At 45.3% G+C, this 17,941-nt stretch carries 18 protein-coding genes; 11 read left to right on the top strand and 7 right to left on the bottom strand.

What is annotated here, in order from left to right:
• Positions 1-26: 26 nt before the first annotated feature.
• The 5 genes from ACZ1GZ_RS17180 to ACZ1GZ_RS17160 all read right to left on the bottom strand — a co-directional run bounded on the left by ACZ1GZ_RS17180 (position 27) and on the right by ACZ1GZ_RS17160 (position 4,936).
• A complete protein-coding gene (locus tag ACZ1GZ_RS17180) occupies positions 27-542 on the bottom strand; it encodes an ester cyclase (protein WP_472666090.1) in 516 nt (171 codons plus the stop codon).
• Positions 543-1,595 carry an ABC transporter ATP-binding protein gene (locus ACZ1GZ_RS17175; protein ID WP_472666089.1) on the bottom strand — a complete coding sequence of 351 codons (1,053 nt, stop codon included), beginning with the start codon at positions 1,593-1,595 and terminating at the stop codon, positions 543-545.
• Positions 1,596-1,599: 4 nt separating this feature from the next.
• Complete coding sequence (locus ACZ1GZ_RS17170; RefSeq protein WP_472666088.1) at positions 1,600-2,481, bottom strand: carbohydrate ABC transporter permease; 882 nt, start codon at positions 2,479-2,481, stop codon at positions 1,600-1,602.
• A gap of 4 nt (positions 2,482-2,485) precedes the next feature.
• Entirely contained in the window at positions 2,486-3,511 is a 1,026-nt protein-coding gene (locus ACZ1GZ_RS17165) for a carbohydrate ABC transporter permease (protein ID WP_472666087.1), read from the bottom strand.
• 186 nt (positions 3,512-3,697) lie between these two features.
• Entirely contained in the window at positions 3,698-4,936 is a 1,239-nt protein-coding gene (locus ACZ1GZ_RS17160; RefSeq protein WP_472666086.1) for an ABC transporter substrate-binding protein, read from the bottom strand.
• A gap of 134 nt (positions 4,937-5,070) precedes the next feature.
• Here ACZ1GZ_RS17160 and ACZ1GZ_RS17155 point away from each other — a divergent pair, with 134 nt between their 5' ends.
• On the top strand, positions 5,071-6,135 hold the full coding sequence (locus ACZ1GZ_RS17155; RefSeq protein ID WP_472666085.1) for a nuclear transport factor 2 family protein: 1,065 nt from the start codon (positions 5,071-5,073) through the stop codon (positions 6,133-6,135).
• Here ACZ1GZ_RS17155 and ACZ1GZ_RS17150 read toward each other — a convergent pair.
• The gene (locus ACZ1GZ_RS17150; RefSeq protein ID WP_472666084.1) at positions 6,132-7,028 is read right to left on the bottom strand and encodes a LysR family transcriptional regulator; all 897 of its coding nucleotides are present in this window, start codon (positions 7,026-7,028) and stop codon (positions 6,132-6,134) included. The genes ACZ1GZ_RS17155 and ACZ1GZ_RS17150 overlap by 4 nt on opposite strands.
• Before the next feature lie 86 nt (positions 7,029-7,114).
• Between ACZ1GZ_RS17150 and ACZ1GZ_RS17145 the strand changes: the two genes are divergently transcribed.
• Genes ACZ1GZ_RS17145 through ACZ1GZ_RS17120 form a run of 6 tightly spaced genes read left to right on the top strand, consistent with a single transcriptional unit; the run spans position 7,115 to position 13,092 of the window.
• Positions 7,115-8,368 carry an NAD(P)/FAD-dependent oxidoreductase gene (locus ACZ1GZ_RS17145; RefSeq protein WP_472666083.1) on the top strand — a complete coding sequence of 418 codons (1,254 nt, stop codon included), beginning with the start codon at positions 7,115-7,117 and terminating at the stop codon, positions 8,366-8,368.
• 29 nt (positions 8,369-8,397) lie between these two features.
• A complete protein-coding gene (locus ACZ1GZ_RS17140) occupies positions 8,398-9,375 on the top strand; it encodes a TRAP transporter substrate-binding protein (RefSeq protein ID WP_472666082.1) in 978 nt (325 codons plus the stop codon).
• A gap of 52 nt (positions 9,376-9,427) precedes the next feature.
• Complete coding sequence (locus ACZ1GZ_RS17135) at positions 9,428-10,135, top strand: TRAP transporter small permease (protein WP_472666081.1); 708 nt, start codon at positions 9,428-9,430, stop codon at positions 10,133-10,135.
• On the top strand, positions 10,135-11,445 hold the full coding sequence (locus tag ACZ1GZ_RS17130) for a TRAP transporter large permease (RefSeq protein ID WP_472666080.1): 1,311 nt from the start codon (positions 10,135-10,137) through the stop codon (positions 11,443-11,445). Before ACZ1GZ_RS17135 ends, ACZ1GZ_RS17130 begins: the two co-directional genes overlap by 1 nt.
• A 29-nt stretch (positions 11,446-11,474) precedes the next feature.
• The gene (locus ACZ1GZ_RS17125) at positions 11,475-12,407 is read left to right on the top strand and encodes a hypothetical protein (RefSeq protein WP_472666079.1); all 933 of its coding nucleotides are present in this window, start codon (positions 11,475-11,477) and stop codon (positions 12,405-12,407) included.
• A 4-nt stretch (positions 12,408-12,411) separates the two neighbouring features.
• Positions 12,412-13,092: an aspartate/glutamate racemase family protein gene (locus tag ACZ1GZ_RS17120; protein ID WP_472666078.1), complete on the top strand. Its 681-nt coding sequence runs from the start codon at positions 12,412-12,414 to the stop codon at positions 13,090-13,092.
• 11 nt (positions 13,093-13,103) lie between these two features.
• On the opposite strand, the gene ACZ1GZ_RS17115 is transcribed toward ACZ1GZ_RS17120, so the two are convergent.
• The gene (locus ACZ1GZ_RS17115; RefSeq protein ID WP_472666077.1) at positions 13,104-14,474 is read right to left on the bottom strand and encodes an aminotransferase-like domain-containing protein; all 1,371 of its coding nucleotides are present in this window, start codon (positions 14,472-14,474) and stop codon (positions 13,104-13,106) included.
• A 259-nt stretch (positions 14,475-14,733) separates the two neighbouring features.
• On the opposite strand from ACZ1GZ_RS17115, the gene ACZ1GZ_RS17110 reads away from it, so the two are divergent.
• The 4 genes from ACZ1GZ_RS17110 to ACZ1GZ_RS17095 all read left to right on the top strand — a co-directional run bounded on the left by ACZ1GZ_RS17110 (position 14,734) and on the right by ACZ1GZ_RS17095 (position 17,941).
• Positions 14,734-15,216, top strand: a complete 483-nt coding sequence (locus ACZ1GZ_RS17110) for an MSMEG_0572/Sll0783 family nitrogen starvation response protein (RefSeq protein WP_472666076.1) — start codon at positions 14,734-14,736, stop codon at positions 15,214-15,216.
• Positions 15,217-15,289: 73 nt separating this feature from the next.
• Complete coding sequence (locus tag ACZ1GZ_RS17105) at positions 15,290-16,294, top strand: Nit6803 family nitrilase (RefSeq protein WP_472666075.1); 1,005 nt, start codon at positions 15,290-15,292, stop codon at positions 16,292-16,294.
• Positions 16,281-17,378 (top strand): MSMEG_0568 family radical SAM protein, encoded by a 1,098-nt coding sequence (locus ACZ1GZ_RS17100; protein WP_472666074.1) that lies wholly within the window; start codon positions 16,281-16,283, stop codon positions 17,376-17,378. The genes ACZ1GZ_RS17105 and ACZ1GZ_RS17100 overlap by 14 nt, the downstream gene beginning before the upstream one ends.
• A 2-nt stretch (positions 17,379-17,380) precedes the next feature.
• The gene (locus ACZ1GZ_RS17095; RefSeq protein WP_472666073.1) at positions 17,381-17,941 is read left to right on the top strand and encodes an MSMEG_0567/Sll0786 family nitrogen starvation N-acetyltransferase; all 561 of its coding nucleotides are present in this window, start codon (positions 17,381-17,383) and stop codon (positions 17,939-17,941) included.

Below are 17,941 nucleotides of genomic sequence, written 5' to 3'. Positions count from 1 at the left end.
AAATACTTGATCACTTTCGTCTCCTCCTACGCCCGTTCTTTGGGGTGTATTGGCGTTTTCTTGCCACTATCAAAATTCTCCCAACCTTGGCCATTAAATGCATCGACACCTAGCTGTGCGAGCACCATGGCAAAGTCTACAGAAACCCAATTGTCTTCGATGCGCCCGTCGGTCACTTTCCAAAAATCCATATAAGGAATTTTGACGCGTTTTCCGGTTGCAGGAATACCCATAAACTCCCCCGTATGGGTGCCTTCAATATGCCCAAAGCATGAAGCCCATTCACCATCAGCTAGAAATTTTTCGGTCTTATATTCGCGATCAGTGAATGCTGCACGTAGCGGCAGCTGCCAATTATTGCGAAATTCCTTTAGGTTGTTTTTCGTGCCACAACCTTGGTTGCCCATCCATCTAAAACCTTCATGGAAATGGTCTTCCATGGTGTTTGAGTTTGCAGCTAATGCTTCTTCCATCGCTTTGATGGCGGCAAGTGTTGCTTGGCTTTTTGCAACATGTTCTTCTGCTGATAATTCGTTCGACATTTAGGCCTCTATGCGTTCGCCGGATTTTGTATCAAATAAGTGGCACATTTCAGGTGTGATGGAATAATGAACATCATCACCAATATTGGCGCGGTATTCTTTGCCTGCTTTGACCGAAAGCAACACGCCGTTGATGCGCACTGTTACCATGGTCGCGTCCCCCAATAATTCCATTGAATAAACAGGCGCATTGATTGAGCCATCTTTGTCTGTGATGCTGGCATCTTCAGCGCGATAGCCCAAGGTCACATTGCCATTATGCTTTTTTGTAAGACCTGAAATTTTCACCCCATTTGTGGTGAAAGTGCCATCTTTTAAATCGCCTTCAATAAGGTTCATTGCGGGTGAACCGATGAAGCTAGCAACAAATGTATTTTGCGGTTTGTCATAAATATCAACCGGTGTTCCAACTTGTTGGACGATACCTTTGTTCATCACCACAACACGATCAGCCAAGGTCATGGCTTCAATCTGATCATGGGTTACGTAAATTGTCGTCACCGCTAATTCGTGATGTAAGTTTTTTATCTGTGCGCGGGTGGAAACACGAAGTTTCGCATCAAGATTTGATAGCGGCTCATCCATTAAAAACACTTGCGGTTTACGCACAATTGCACGTGCTAGCGCCACGCGTTGGCGTTGGCCGCCGGAAAGTTCTGCTGGGCGGCGATGGGTGAACTCATTAAGTTCAACCATATCAACAGCGCGCTGCACACGTTCTTCATGAAGGGCAGGGTCAACTTTGCGCACCTTGAGTGGGAAACGGATGTTCTCCCAAACCGTCATGTTTGGATAAAGGCCATAGCTTTGGAACACCATTGCAATGTCTCTATCTTTTGGCTCGAGATTGTTGACCATGCGATCTCCAATGTGGATTTCGCCTTTCGTCACATCTTCAAGGCCAGCGATCATGCGCATGGTTGTTGTTTTACCGCAACCAGATGGCCCAAGCAGAACTAGAAATTCCTTATCGGCAATCTCGAGATTAAAATCATGAACGCCGACGAAGTTTCCCCAACGTTTGTTGACTTTGTTTAGAGTAATATTGGCCATACCATTAACCTTTAACTGCGCCAGCGGTTAGTCCGCTAACAATTTGACGTTGGAAGAACATAACGAGGATGAAAATTGGAACTGTTGCAGAGACCACGGCGGCAACAGCGAACATAACATTACCCTCAGTTTGTGTTGTGCCTAGGAAGCTTGCTATCTTTGGAACCATTGTCTGGTTTTCCTTTGAAAGTAGCATCGCTGTTACGGCAAAATCATTGTATGCGAGCAAGAATGAGAACAGACCGGTGGTGATCACGCCTGGCCACATCACCGGGATGATGACGTGACGGAAAGCCTGAAATCTTGTACAGCCATCAACCATCGCACTCTCATCAAGATCTTTTGGAATCTTTGTGAAGAATGAATGCAGCATCCAAAGTGTGAAGGGTTGATTGATCGCAACAAGAACGATGATTGATGTTGGTAATATGCCCCAAAGGTTCCACTCAAAAAACGGCAATAGGTAGCCGGATACAAGCGTGATTGGCGGCATTGCGCGGAAGATTAGCGCTGCGATCAAAAGCCAGAAAGCATATTTAAATGTTGAACGCGATAACGCATAGCCGCCGAGTGTTCCGATTGTTAAGGATGTGATGACTGTGAAGAAACACACGATAAATGTGTTGATCACAGCTTTCCAAAATTCCTCTTGAACCCAAGCACCTTCATAACCTGCACCGGTAAAAGCACTTCCGGTTTCAGCTAATGTTCTGGTGCCGGTGATTGCATCGGTCCAATCGGCGATGGAGAAGAAATCCAACTCGACTTTAAATGAGCCCCAAAGTGTCCAGATAAACGGGAAAGCTGCCAGTACCAACCAAATGGCCACAAACCCATAGGACATGATTTTAACAGTAGGTGATTTGCGCATTGCAACAGAAGACATGAGATCACACCTTTCTAGTAAAGTCGCGCCAAGTGCGAACAAGGACTGGTGAGAGTAGGATTGCAACGCCGATAATGGTAAGAACAGACGTTGTTGATGCGGATGACAGCAGACGGGTTTCCCCGGCAAGGTCGTTAAAGATAATCCACGATAAAGATTGCGCATGCGCTTCCGCATTAAAGCCGACAATTGGTTCAAAGACTCGGAAGTTATCCATCAGTTGAATGAGCGCCACAAAAGTGACGAGTGGCATAATATGCGGGATCACCACATAGCGGATACGCTCCCATCTTGATGCACCATCAATCATTGCAGATTCTAACGTATCTTGCGGCAATGTTTGCAGGCCTGCATAGAACACGACGAAAGCAAAAGGTGCAGAGTGCCACACGCCATAGACCATCAACATGATCCAGGTGAGGGTGGTTGATGCTTTTAGAGATAATGTCGGGTCATCAAATAACCATTGTAAGCCTGAGCCGAATACCCCGCGGGCATCCACCATCCAAAATAGAATGAGTGAGCCAACAAGCGGGTTGATGATCATCGGTAATAAAGAGAAGAATATAACCAGACCCTTGATCGCACCATTGAGCGAATTAACCGCAATCGCGATCATAAAGCCAAGGATAATGAGCAAGGGGGTGACAATAAATGTGTAGCTTAATGTAAAGCCCATCGCCCGATAGAACGGCAGATTATTGATGGTTGAGAAAAACTCACCAATGCTGTCGCTACTTGTCCAGGCATCTGCAACTTCGCTGACAGCCAAATGCCCGCGGTCAAAGTAAATTGCAAGACCAGCAAACTTTCCAAGTGGTTTTTCTGCATTCAGATCGGCCATCGCTTCATTGTCGATGATGGTTTCTTCTTTACATCCGAAAGGGCCACAATTTTCCACCACTTTGAACACTTGATCATGCGGTGTGAAAAGCGATTGCGTTACAACCGATACAATCGGCATCGCAATGAATAAAAGCATGGCCATTGCTGTGGGCAATATAAACCAAAAAAACGTTTTATGCTTCATTTGCTTCCCCTTGAAACGTTTAATACCTGTAGCGTTCGAAGCTGCTGATTAAACGCAATCCACCCGTTTAGTGATGCACCATTTAGAGCATCGCTATTGAGAATTTGCGGCCAGGCCGCCTGAATATCGTTTTAAAATTTATTGAAGAAGGAGGCCCGTTTTCAGGCCTCCTTCAGAAAGCCAGCTTTATAGGTAGCCTTTTTCTTTTGCTGCTGCATTGTATGCAGCTTCGATGTCAGCAAGTGTTTTTGCAGCATCTTCTTTGCCTTGTAGGTAGTCAGGAATTTCTGCACCTAAAGCTGTGTGCAAAAGGCCCTGGAATGGCAACATTGGGTATGGTGTTGAGCCTGCTTCTGCAGCAGCAAACACGCCCTTTGCTTTATCTGTTGGCTGGTAACCATCAATGAGCCATACAGCTTGTTGTGTTGTCTCATCGTTTAGGATTGCCGGTGCAATTGCGTTTTTCAACGCAAGGAATGTTGCTTCCGCATCAGCGTCTGAAATGTTTTTAGCAACAGTCCAGCCATCCCACCAAAGTGTTGTTGCAGGCGTGTCGCCACCAGCAACAGTCATTGGACCTGCGATCGCAAAACCAGCCTTCACTTCATCAGAAACGCCATCTGCTTCAGTTAGCGTAGCAGCACGAGAACCCCACATATTCATGAGTGCAACATTACCTGCACGATATTCAGCGTTTGTCGCATTTGAATCATGCGTTAGGTAGTCTGGGTTCATGTATTCTGTGAGTGCTTTAAGCATCTCAAGCGTTGCAATACCCTTTTCGTTGTTGATTGTAACTTCAGCTGTGCCAGCTTTAAAGAACTCGCCACCATGTCCGATGAACATGTTTGTAAATTCTTGAGCCAAATTCCAACCAGCTTTGTAAGCACCGCCAACTGGGTTTTCCATAATTCCCATTGAACGGATCTTTTCTGCTGCTGCCAACATTTCTTCATATGTTGTTGGAACTTCAACGCCAGCTTTTTCCAAAACGTCTGCGCGATATACCAAGTGTTGAGCGTTGGCCATAAATGCAACAGCCATGACTTTGCCGCCAATTGTGATCAATTGGTTTTTCTTGATGTCAGAACCGTGTTTTGCAACAAGATCATCAAGTGGACGGATCACATCATCGTTCATCAAAGCAACGATAGAAGAGTTTGCAACAATTGCTGATGTGTATTCAGCAGGATTGCCAGTCATACCAGCAAGGTTGATCTTCTGGTGGTCAGCTGTGAGGTTTGTCTTAACTTCAACACTACCTGTTGCACAAGCTTCAGCGCCTTTACCCACTGTTTGAATAGCAGGGAACTCATTACCAACGATCGAAACACGACCATTTTCAATGCCGCAATCTGCATGAGCAATTGCTGTACTGCCTAATAGTGCTGCAACGAGCAGACCAGATTTTAGAATTTTATTCATATGTTTTTCTCCCAATGAAACCATCGAATTGCATTAATATTGAGGTTGTTTTGTGCTTTTTTGCATTCGTATGCATAAAAGCTAACACCACTTGCATACGAATGCAAGTCTGGTTATAGATTACGTGGATAAGTATGATTGGAAGTGTTTTGGACCAGGCGATTAGATCTAAGTTTTACCATTTATTACAAGACCTTACAGAATCCACATTAACGGATTCTCCGAGTGTTATTAAGTCGATGTTTGCAACAGACTGCGAGTGGCGCGGCTCGTATCCATTGAATGAAATGGTTGGTGTTGACGCAATTTATGAAACTGCATGGCAACCTTTGAAAAAGAGTTTCCCTGATCTAGAAAGACGAGATCTTATCTTCATGGCAGGCAGCTATGAAGACCGAGAATACATTGCGACTATGGGCCATTATTGCGGTAACTTCGAACAGGATTGGTTAACCATTCCTGCGTCAGGAAAGCCTACTTATATCCGCTATGGTGAGATCCATCAGATTAAAGACGGTAAGATCGTTCAAAGTAATTGTTTGTGGGATATTTTGGATGTGATGCGCCAAGCGGGATTTTGGCCAATGCCGCCAAGTTCTGGTGAAGAGGGCCGCTGGGCTGGGCCTATCACTGGAGACGGTATCCGGTTTGCCGCAGGAGATAAAGACTTATCAGCTGCGAGTTTAGAACAGACGCTTTTGATGCAGAAATCTTTAGGTGACAACAATGGACCGGAGCACTTCACGCGTGAAGGTTTGATCAATATGGAGCAGAAGAAATACTGGCATCCCAAAATGATGTGGTATGGTCCAAGCGGTATCGGCACAACGCGTTCGCTTGCTGGATTTGTTGATTATCATCAATTGCCATTTCGTTTAGCGTTCCCAAATCGAATGAGTAGTTCGTTATGGGAAGGGCACGAGGATTTAATGAAAGAGCTTAATGCGGGGCATTATATTCGCGTCGGTGATGGGTCTTTATCAGTTACCGGGGGATGGCCAAGCGTGGTTTCACCTCATGACGGTGAATTTTTAGGTTCCGGTGCAACAGGTAAATTACTGCAGATGCGGGTTATGGATTTTTATCACCATCACGAGGGTTTAATCCGCGAAAACTGGGTGCCGATTGATATCATATATATGATGAAGCAAATGGGTGTTGATGTATTCCAGCGCATGCACAAAGAGTGGATCCGCTAAGCTATCGGTACGCCATATTCGGACATGTTTGCTTTGACCTGTTCGATAAACTTTAGTCCTACTGACGATATAGGGCGGGATTTATGATGAATGATGGCCATGTCCAAATAAATCGATGGTTTGAAGGGGCGCACGACATATCCCTTGCCATCGTCATTTGCGAGTGTAAATGGATCAATCAGTGCAACGCCCAATCCTGTCTTTACAAATTCCAATAGTGATCTGAATAAGTGAGACTGGCATTTAATGCGTAACCGTGCATTGGAATCCAAAAACAATTGCCTGATCCTATGGCTGATAATATGATCTGCACCCATTTCAATAAACGGCACGTCATCAAGGTCTTTTGGTGAGATTTCACTATGTTCAGCAAGTGGTGAATTTTCAGGAATTGCCAACTGACAAACAAAGCGTAGTGGATGACTGATCAAGTTTTCGTTTATGATTGGCATTTCTGAGACGCCGATTTCAACCAAGCCAGATTCCACCCATTCCTGGATATTGTGTGAATAACGCGTTTGATAAAGAACGTCTATATTTGGATAGTCGCGCACGAATTCTGATACTAAGCCTGTCATAAAACCAAATGAAACAGCGTGCGTAACGGCAATTTGCAGCGATCCAACCCGTTCGTTTTGTAAGTTGGAAATCAAATGATCAACACGGCTTAACCCGCGGACAACCGTATCAATTTCTGTAAATAAAATGCTGGCTTCCGGGGTGGCGACAAGTCGTCCCCGATCTTTTTTAAATAGCTCTAGATTTGTTTTCGCTTGAAGCTGCGCAAGCAAATTACTAATCGCAGGCTGGGAAATTCCTAAGCTTTGGGCTGCTGAAGTCACGGTGCCTTTTTCGATAACAGCGTGAAAAGCCTGTAATTGTCTAAATATCATGATATCACTTTTTATGATGCTTCTATAAAATAATAGTATTTGTAATTATACCTCAGTCAAGTCAAACTCACCCCAGGAGAATATGCGTGACTAAAGAAGATCAACAAAGTGTAATTGTCGTTGGTGCGGGGATTGTTGGCGTTTCTACAGCCATTTGGCTGCAAAGATTAGGGAACAAGGTGACACTTGTTGACCGCCAGGCTCCGGGCGAGGGCACGTCATATGGCAATGCGGGCATACTTGCATCTATTGCTGTTGTACCTGTTCCGACACCCGGTATTTTGAAAAAAGCCCCTGGGATGCTGTTTGATCCGAACCAGCCATTATTCGTCAAATGGTCTTACCTGCCAAAGCTATTCCCATTTCTGAGACGCTATCTAAAACATGCCAATGATAGCTCGGTAAATCACATATCCTCAGCGCTGCAAGAATTATTGCATGATTGCCCTGATCAGCACCTGGCTGTCGCTGGGGATAGTGATGCAAAAAAATATATCAGCACCGAAGACTACTGGTTTGGTTATGACGATGAAGCTGCATTTGCGGCAGATAAATATGTTTGGAAAGTAAGAAAGAACCGCGGGTATTCCTATGCTGTTCGTAGTGCAGAACAGATTGCTGAATATGATGAAAATTTAGCTGGCCGTTTTGGCTATGGCGTTCAATGTGCGAACCATGGACGCATTTCCGATCCCGGGGCTTATGTTAAAGCGCTAGCTGCCGAATTTGAGAAAAACGGTGGTACGATTTCCCAAGCAACGATTACAGGCTTCGATATTAAAGACGATCATTGCGAGGCGATAAAAACAACTGATGGCGTGCTTAAGGCTGATAAATACATCATAACAACTGGTGTTTGGACCAGCCAGTGGAACCAAACCCTTGGAATATCCGTTCCGATGGAATCTGAGCGCGGATATCATGTTGAATACCATAATCCGTCGATAAAGCTCCGTTCGCCCATCATGGTTGCAAGTGGAAAATTTGTCGTAAATTCAATGGATGGTCGCATGCGCTGTGCGGGTGTTGTTGAATTTGGTGGCCTTAAAAATGGTGAATCCAAAGCACCTGTTGAGCTGTTGAAGAAACAAATGGCTAAATTGTTTCCAGATTTAAAATATGACCGAATTGAAGAGTGGATGGGGCATCGTCCTTCTACTGTCGATTCATTACCCGTAATCGGCGTGAGCCCTAAAGTGAAAAATATAATTTTGGGATATGGGCATCAGCATATAGGCTTGTCTGCAGGGCCAAAAACTGGCCAATGGTTGGCAAGGCTTGCATCAAATCAACCGATAAATACTGATCTTTCTGCTTATGCAGCGGATCGAAAACTATAACTTACAGAGCAGAAAAAGGGAGCAATATCATGAGAAACTTGAAACTAGCACTGGCAACAACGGCTGCAGCATTGGCGCTATCAAGTGCTGCATCTGCAGAAAAGTGGGATATGCCAATGGCATATGCTGCAACAAACTTTCACTCTGAAATGGGTGTGGTATTTGCCGAAAAAGTTAAAGAATACACCAATGGCGCGATTGAAATTACTGTGCACCCAGGTGGTTCACTGTTTAAAGGTGGCGAAATTAAGCGCGCTGTGCAAACAGGACAAGCTCCAATTGGCGAGCGCTTTATGTCAGCACATGCGAATGAAGCACCTTTGCTTGCATGGGACAATGTTCCTTTCTTAGCAACAACATATGAAGAAAACGAAATGCTTTGGAAAGCTGCAGCGCCTAAAGTGAATGCGCAGCTTGCTGATCTAAATCTTGTTTCACTTTATACATGTCCATGGCCTGGTCAGGGTTTTTACTTCAAAAAAGAAGTGGGTTCTTCACAAGATACGCAAGGGATTAAATTCCGCTCATACAACACTGCAACTGCAACATTTGCTGAAGAACTCGGCATGGTACCTGTACAAGTAGAAGCCGCTGAGTTGAGCCAAGCGCTCGCAACTGGTGTGGCTGAAGCGTTTATCTCTTCAGGTTCTACTGGTTATGACCGTAAAGTTTGGGAACACCTGACACATTATTACAAAGTGAACGCATGGCTTCCACGTAACTCTGTTATTGTGAACAAAGGTGTTTGGGACGGTTTAGCAGATGATGTCAAAGCTGGTGTTCAAAAAGCTGCGGATGAAACAGGTGCTGCATGTTCGGCAAAATCAGCAGAGCTTGCTGGCTGGTATTTCGAGCAACTTGAAGCCAATGGGATGAAAGTTGAAGATGCTGGTCCTGAGTTCTTGGCAGAGCTTCAAGCCATTGGTGAGAAAATGACTGCTGCATGGCTTGAGACAGCTGGTAGCGAGGGTCAAGAAATTCTCGACGCTTACAAAGCAATGAAGTAATAATACAGAGGCCCTTTTATAAAGGGCCTCATTTCTTGTTTAGGGGTATATTATGGATTGGAAACCATTCATTGGTTTGCCGCTTTGGTTTTGGCTCTTTGTTCTGCCAACAATTTTAACCGTCGCGAGCTGGGTCCTGAAGGATAAAGCTCGGAAAATCTTGACGCCGATTTGGCGTATTCTCAATGTGCTCTACACAACAAGCGGCATGATTGCCGCGATATTCATGGTCATTATTTTGCTGCTCATTGTTGCGCAAATGATCGCGCGCTGGTCAGGGATTACATTTCATGGGTCAACTGAATTTGCCGGATATGCGATGGCAGCGACATCATTCTTCGCGCTCGCACACGCACTTAATCGCGGAGCACATATCCGCGTTTCAATTTTGTTGAATATGAATAATTTTACCAAAAGATGGGTCGATATATTTGCGCTTTTTGTTGCTGCAATTATCGCAACTTACTTTGCTCGATATGCTATCAAAGCAAACATTTTCTCCGAAATGTTAAATGACAGAACCCAAGGGCAAGATACTGTGCCGGAATGGCTTTTAACTTTGTTTGAAACATTAGTTACAAGCCCGACACAATGGTCCGCTCTATGGGCACAAACTAGCTCTGAGATGGTTTATACACCTTTGTGGCTCCCTCAAATCCCCATGTCGATTGGCACAACATTGCTCGCGATTGCGCTATGGGACAACCTGATCCGGTTTGTCGTTTTGGATAAGAGCAACATTAAAGGCGAGATGGTCTGATGACAGAAATATATGCAACTATTATCTTTTTGGTCGTCCTGTTTGGCTTGCTGGGAAGCTCCGTGTGGGTTGGGCTCGCGCTTATGGGTGTTGCCTGGGTAGGGCTTGAACTCTTTACGTCGCGCCCAGCGGGTGACGCGATGATTACAACCATTTGGACCGGAGCTTCGAGCTGGACATTAACCGCGCTGCCTTTGTTTATCTGGATGGGTGAAATTTTATATAGAACGCGCTTATCGCAAGATATGTTTCGCGGTCTCGCACCCTGGATGAGATTGCTCCCGGGCGGATTGCTTCACACAAATATTTTTGGCTGCACGATTTTTGCAGCGGTTTCTGGTTCATCGGCGGCAACGCTGACCACTGTGGGCAAAATGTCTATTCCTGAGCTGCGACGTCGCGGTTATCCAGAATATATGATCATTGGAACACTGGCTGGTGCTGCAACACTTGGACTGATGATCCCGCCTTCACTTACATTGATCGTGTATGGTGTGACGATAAATGAGTCTATTTCAAAATTGTTCTTGGCTGGCGTGATCCCAGGTTTAGTTTTGGCCACTCTTTTCATGAGCTATATTGTTGCTTGGCACTTTGTGAAAAAAAGCGAACGACCAGAAGCTGATAAAGCTATGAGCTTTGGTGAGATGTTCGCTGAAAGTCGCTTCTTAATTCCGGTTCTAGTATTAGTGTTTGCTGTGATTGGTTCAATGTATTTCGGTTGGGCCACAGCAACAGAGGCTGCTGCCGTTGGTGTTATTGGTGCACTGGTATTAGCGACCAGTCAAGGCTCGTTAAATTTAAGCACATTTTACGAAAGTTTAATGGGGGCAACACGCACATCTGCGATGATCGCGTTAATTTTGATGGGTGCTGCATTTTTATCTCTTGCGATGGGTTTCACAGGTATTCCGCGCGCGCTCGCATCCTTTATTGATGGGCTTAATTTGTCGCCGATTGCGCTCATTGCAATGCTAACGGTATTCTACATCATATTGGGTATGTTCCTAGACGGCATTTCATCCGTCGTGTTGACTATGGCGATTGTTGAACCGATGATCCGCCAAGCGGGAATTGATGTTATCTGGTTTGGTATTTTCATCGTGATTGTCGTTGAGATGGCTCAGGTGACCCCGCCGATTGGATTTAATCTCTTTGTTCTTCAGGGTATGACCACGCATGAAATTTCGTATATTGCAAAAACTGCAATACCGATGGTTTTGTTAATGGTGGTGATGGTTGTTATCTTGGTAACTTGGCCTGAATTAGCCACGTGGTTGCCGGATAATATGCGTTCAACACCTGGATAGCCGGACCAAATAGACATTTAAGGACGGGAATGCGACTTCTATCCTATATTGGGCAGCATTCTGGTGCCTTTCTGATTATTGGCGTTGTGGTAGCTGGATTGTTGCCAGAGGTGTCCTCGGTTATGCGACCAGCATTGCCTTTTCTCGTGGCACTTATACTCGCTGTTGGTTTTGCGCAATTTGACTTTCGTCATGCTTGTCTAGAGTTGTTAAACCCGAGGTATTTTTTCAAAACACTTTTAATTGTCGTTATAGGCACTGTGATTGCATCTGTTGCTATTCGCGTGTTGTCTTTCATCTTTGAAATACCAGACGAATACTTATTGCTGGCAATCGTGTTTGTTGCAGCGCCGCCCTTGAGTTCGTCGATCAGCTTAAGTGTTTTGATGGGGTTTAGCGCGCGGCTAACCTTGCAAGTTGCATTGCTAGGCATGCTGCTCGTACCTGTTCTTGGCCCGCTTTGTTTTGCGATAGCAGGTATTGAGATATCCGTTGCGCTATGGATGATGGGTTTTAACATTGCGATGATGATCATCGGCGGATTTATCATGGCGCTGATTATCCAAAGCGTAGTTGGTCGTGATCGGATTACTGCGAACAAAAACACCTTCTCAGGTGTTGCAGTGATTACGATGATACTGTTTTTGTTTCCGCTATTTGATGGCGTGATCGCCCAAATACGAGGCGCGCCTTTGCAGGCCTTTTACCTTCTCATTCTCGCGCTTTTATTAAATTTAGGTGGTCATGTCAGCATGCGTTGGCTGTTGCGAAAACAAATGCAGTCAGAGCAAGCGGATGCGCTGGCGTTTATGTTTGGAAACCGCAATGTATCGATCTATCTTGCCGTATTGCCATTTAATCCATTGCTTAGTGTTTTCATTGCTGTTGCGCAAATTCCGATTTACATATCACCTGCAATTTTCACCAAAAAGCTGAACGCCAATAAAGAAAAAGACCTTTAATTTTATGGATCAGAAACTTGGCATATTGATGTTGGATACGCAGTTTCCCAGAATATTGGGAGATGCAGGGAACCCTGATACTTATACAACTGATGTTGTTATTCATATTGTTGAAAATGTCAGCAGCTTGGATGTTGTCAATGATCAGCAGATGCCGCCAAATATCCTGCAACAGTTTATCGATGCGGCTCAGTCATTAGAACAACAAGGCGTAAGCGCCATTACCTCGACATGCGGATTTTTGTATGCGGAACAGGCGCAAATTGCCGATGCGGTTAATGTGCCAGTGATGGTTTCATCTTTGTCACTTTACAAAGACATAAAGATAAAAATCGGGGCGCAGAAAGTCCTGATATTAACTGCGTCTAGCACTGATCTTACATCTCTTATTGTTTCTTCCAAGGATATACAATTGAAGGATGTTGAAATCATTGGAATGGAAAATTGTACCGCATTCTCAGAAGCGATTTTAAGAGACAAACAAGACCAGTTAAAAGATTTGCGCAGTGATGAGATTGAAGAATTTATCAAAAGCAGGCTCATCGAACTGTCGTCAGCTCGCAACGATATCAGCGCGATCCTAATAGAATGTGGGAACCTGCCGCCTTATATACCTGCCATAAAATCTGTGACTGATTTGCCAGTGTATTCCATTTTAGATGGTGTCGAACAAGTCATGTCATAATGGCTTGAAGGTTACCCGGTTAGAAAGCTTCCCGGCATCAGCAGATGAGAGAGGTAGTGCAGGCTTGATTGAAGTCTGTCTCTATCCACCGTGCCGCCCAAGCATAATCTCACATGTTCATCTGCGTTACCGCCAACCGTGAATGCGTCCGATGGGATGATGCCGATATGTCGGCCTGCCATATTCGCGATGATTTCCGCTCTGGCTGAACCTTCGGGTAATCGCAGCCAAATGTTAAAGGCATTCTCTGCAGAATTAAAATCTAGACCGTCTAACGCTTTGGTTGCCATGTGTTGGCGGATAGCCGTTTCCGAGCGAATAAAGCGTCTGATCTGATCCGCTGTTCCATCCTCAATCCAACAAGTAGCAAGTGCCATAGACATGGGCGAGGGCATCACTGTGAGCGCTTTTAGAGACTGCGCCAGCGCAAGAGTATGTTTTGCAGATGGTGTAACTGTGTAAGCAATACGAAGACCAGCACCAATGCATTTTGCCAAACCACCTATGTGCCAGGTTAGATCCGGCGAAGAAACGGCTAAAGGTGCAGGGGCCTTTTCCGGAATGAAGCCGTAAGCATCATCCTCTATTAGCTGCAATCCGTGTTTATTGATAATCTGTGAGATGGCAAGGCGTCTGTCTGTTGGTATGGTAATTGTTGTTGGATTGTGAAGTGTCGGGTTTAGATAAAGCGCCTTAGGTTTGTGCTGTTGAATTGCGCTTTCCAATGCATCCGGCAGCACACCATTTTCATCCATCTCAATTCCTATTAGTGATACCCCGCGCAGCTTTGCTATATGGCGAATACCTGGATAAGTGATTTTCTCACACAGGATACAATCACCTTGATCTGCGATCATAGATAAAATTGCAGTCATAGTCGCATGTGCGCCGGGCGTGACGGCTATGCGTTCCAATTTAGGAACCATGCCACGTAGTGACAGCCAGCTCGATGCTGCAATCTTATCTTTGTCACCCCCAAGTGCTGTCTGATATCGCAGAAGGCCTAGAAGATTTGTTGAAATATAGTCCAAGCCTTGTTGCATGGCCTCAATCAATTTTGGATCCGTGGGTTCTGGCGGCATGTTCATCGATAAATCTTCCGCACCTGAGCGCTCTAAATCGGGCTGCGCACCATGCCGGGATGAACGAGCGATAAATGTACCACGCCCGACTTCGCTTCTTACCAGTCCGCGGGATTGCGCTTCAGCATAGGCGCGGGTGACTGTGGTGAAATCAATGCCAAGTCTTGATGCTAATTTGCGTTGTGGCGGTAGTCGCGTTCCCACCTTTAATACCCCGCGTCTCACATCTTCTGAAAGAGCATCGGCGATGGCAAGATATCTCGGTGTGCCATCATTTGGAAGAATCGGTTTCCAGTCCATTATATTTCGTCGCCCCCGCGCATATTGTTTAGGCCAATTGTTGCACAATGTATGGATCATTTTTTTGAGTGTTTCAAGGCGTTGTTGCTTGAAAATTTGATCAAAATTAGATCAGGCCGTGCATATAAAGTGTCGTTTTGCATAAGTATTGTGCGGTTTGTATTTAAATTGACTTTTTATTGTATGTATATTGCACTTATTATTGACACATACAATTAGCTTAAATTAGCCTTTGGTTGTCATTTAAAAGGAGTTTAAAATGCCAGCTGTAGCTAAAGAAGCTCACAAAGACGGCGATTATTTCGTCGATTATGAAGAGAAAGTTTTTGAGGATGTAAAGGCCGATGAAGGTGAAAAGGCATTGGTGACTTTTCACACGGTAGCCTTTGAAGGTTCTATCGGATTAGTTAATATTCTCAATGCGATACGTTTAAATCGAAAAGGCTATGAGACATCAATCTTGTTGTATGGTCCAGGTGTTACATTGGGAATTCAACGCGGTTTTCCAACCTTGGGTGATGAAGCATTTCCAGGTCATCAAAACTTTGCTGTGAATTTGAAAAAGTTCATGGGTGAGGGAGGCAAAGTGTATGCATGTCGTTTTGCTTTGCAAGCGCTGTACGGTCATGGCGAACCTTCGCTTTTGCCTGGTATTACACCGATTGCACCCCAAGATGTTTTGGACTGTATTCTTATCCACAAGAAGGCTGATGCCGTTATCTTGGATACGTGGACTGTCTAACTTTGCCATTGTCAGGCCGTGCTCTTGCGGCTTGGCAATTTAACTAATTTTGTCTCATCAGAGTGTGAAGTTTATGCGAACCGATACTGTTAGAGCCGCAGCTGTTCAAATCTCGCCTGATCTCTCAGGTCGTGATAAAACAATGGAACGGGTGTTAAACGCAATTGATGATGCAGCACAAAAGGGTGCTGAGTTCATTGTGTTCCCTGAAACATTTATTCCCTATTATCCATACTTTTCGTTTGTTTTGCCGCCACTAAAACAGGGTAAGCCACATCTTGATTTATATCATGAAGCCGTTGTTGTGCCTTCAGCAGAAACCAAAGCATTGTCAAATGCTGCGCGCAAAGCAAATGCTGTCATCGTGATGGGCATAAACGAACGGGATCACGGTTCATTATACAACACCCAGCTCGTGTTTGATGCGAGTGGTGAGATTGTTCTAAAACGCAGGAAAATTACTCCGACTTACCATGAAAGAATGGTCTGGGGACAGGGTGATGGTTCGGGGCTAAAGGTTGTTGACACCAAAGTTGGACGTGTTGGAGCTTTGGCATGTTGGGAGCATTATAATCCCCTTGCGCGATATGCACTTATGGCGCAACACGAAGAAATTCATGCAGCCCATTTCCCAGGTAGTTTGGTCGGACCGATTTTTGGCGAGCAGATTGAAGTCAGCATGCGTCATCATGCATTGGAAGCTGCCTGTTTTGTGGTCAATGCAACAGGGTGGCTCACGGAAGAGCAGATCCATTCCATACATCCAGATCCATCCCTGCAAAAGGGGCTTCGCGATGGCTGCATGACGTGCATCATTTCTCCCGAAGGGCGTCATGTGGTTGATCCAATCACCGATGGAGAAGGGATCTTAATCGCCGATTTGGATATGAAACTTATCACAAAACGAAAGCGCATGATGGATAGTGTTGGGCATTATGCGCGCCCAGAGCTTTTGCATTTGGTTCACGATCAACGTCAAACAGCCGTTCATCATTTGCATGAAACGGAATTTGTAGAAACCGATACGCCCAAATTTGCAGATATTGCATCGAAGGAATTTGCTCATGACAATCTCTGAACTCATCAATGATTTACAAACTCAAGGCATGCGGTTGGATGATCCTACTGCGGGTCATGAAAGTCGCCGCGGCGGTGCGGGCCCATCTGATCATAAAGCTCTCACTATCGATGGAACCACGGTGATGGTTCCCGTGCATACAGCGCCTGCATTTAATAGCCCATTTAAGGTCGACGCACCTGAACAGGATGGTTCTTCGCGTGTTACCAAAAATGGTCAAGAAGTCGCGCGTGTTAGATTTCCCGGTCGTCCAAAATTCTATGATTTAAAAACCGCTGATGGTATACCGTACAATCAAATTGCAACTCTGCACTCGCGCAATGTTTTAGCAACGACGGTATTGCAAACATGCATTCGCTACGAAAGCCGCAAGAAAACCTGCAAATTTTGCTCGATTGGTCAAAGCTTAGCGGCAGGTAGAACGATTGCACATAAGACGCCCCAGCAATTAGCTGAGGTGGCCAAAGCCGCTGTTGAGCTTGATGGTATTGAGCATATGGTCATGACAACAGGTACCCCTGCAACGGATGATCGTGGGGCCTCTGTTTTGGTGGAAAGTGCGAGAGCAATTAAGGCGGCTGTTGATATTCCAATTCAAGGGCAGTGCGAACCACCGGCTGATGATATCTGGCATCAGCGCATGTTCGATGCGGGCATTGATAGTTTGGGTATGCATCTAGAAGCGGTAACACCACAGGTGCGTGCTGATATAATGCCCGGAAAAGCCACAGTGCCCCTGGAGAAATATTTCTCATCATTTGAAGCTGCGGTCAAAGTGTTTGGGCATGGACAGGTTTCAACCTATATCCTTGCCGGTCTTGGGGATACGGTGGAAGCGATATTGGACATGTCTGATCGCTTATGCAAAATGGGCGTTTACCCATTTGTTGTTCCGTTTGTACCTATCTCTGGTACTCCGCTTGAAAGTTTGCCAGCTCCGAAAGCTGAGTTTATTTCTTCCATTTTGGGCCCATTGAGCGACATGATTGCGAAGTCTGGCATGCGTTCTGAAGACATCAAAGCAGGCTGCGGTCGATGCGGAGCTTGTTCTGCACTTTCCACCTATGAAAAACTGAAGATTTGATCATGGATATAATGGAATTACAGGGACAAAATGTATTCGCATTTCAATCGCCAGGATATTTTATCCGTGCTGCATCCACAAATTGGGAAGCATCGGGTGCTTATGATCTGCGCAAGCGCGTCTTTGTTCACGAGCAAGGCTTGTTTGAACATCATGATCGCGATGATATCGATGATATTGCAACGCATCTTGTCGCTATATCAACGTTGGCGCATGAAGCGCATTCGGTTGTTGGTACCGTTCGCATTCACCAAGCCGAACCCGGGGTTTGGTGGGGGTCGCGATTAGCAGTTGATCCCGCTTACAGAAATGTCGGTCGCTTGGGTGCGGAGCTCATCAGTCTTGCTGTGCGCAGTGCAAATGCGCGTGGGTGCCGATTGTTTAATGCAAATGTTCAAATGCAAAATGTGATTTTGTTTAGGCGTATGCGCTGGAATAGTCTTGAACAAATTGACTGCCATGGCGTGGCCCATATGCGCATGTCAGCTGATCTTTCCCATTATCCGCCGACATATCACCCGGAAGATGGTTGGTATCACAGACCCCATAAAACAGCGGCGTAG

This window comes from Lentilitoribacter sp. JB5-8 (assembly GCF_055693385.1).
Note: the sequence above shows the minus strand (reverse complement) of the source record. Positions and strands in the feature narration are given on the sequence as shown.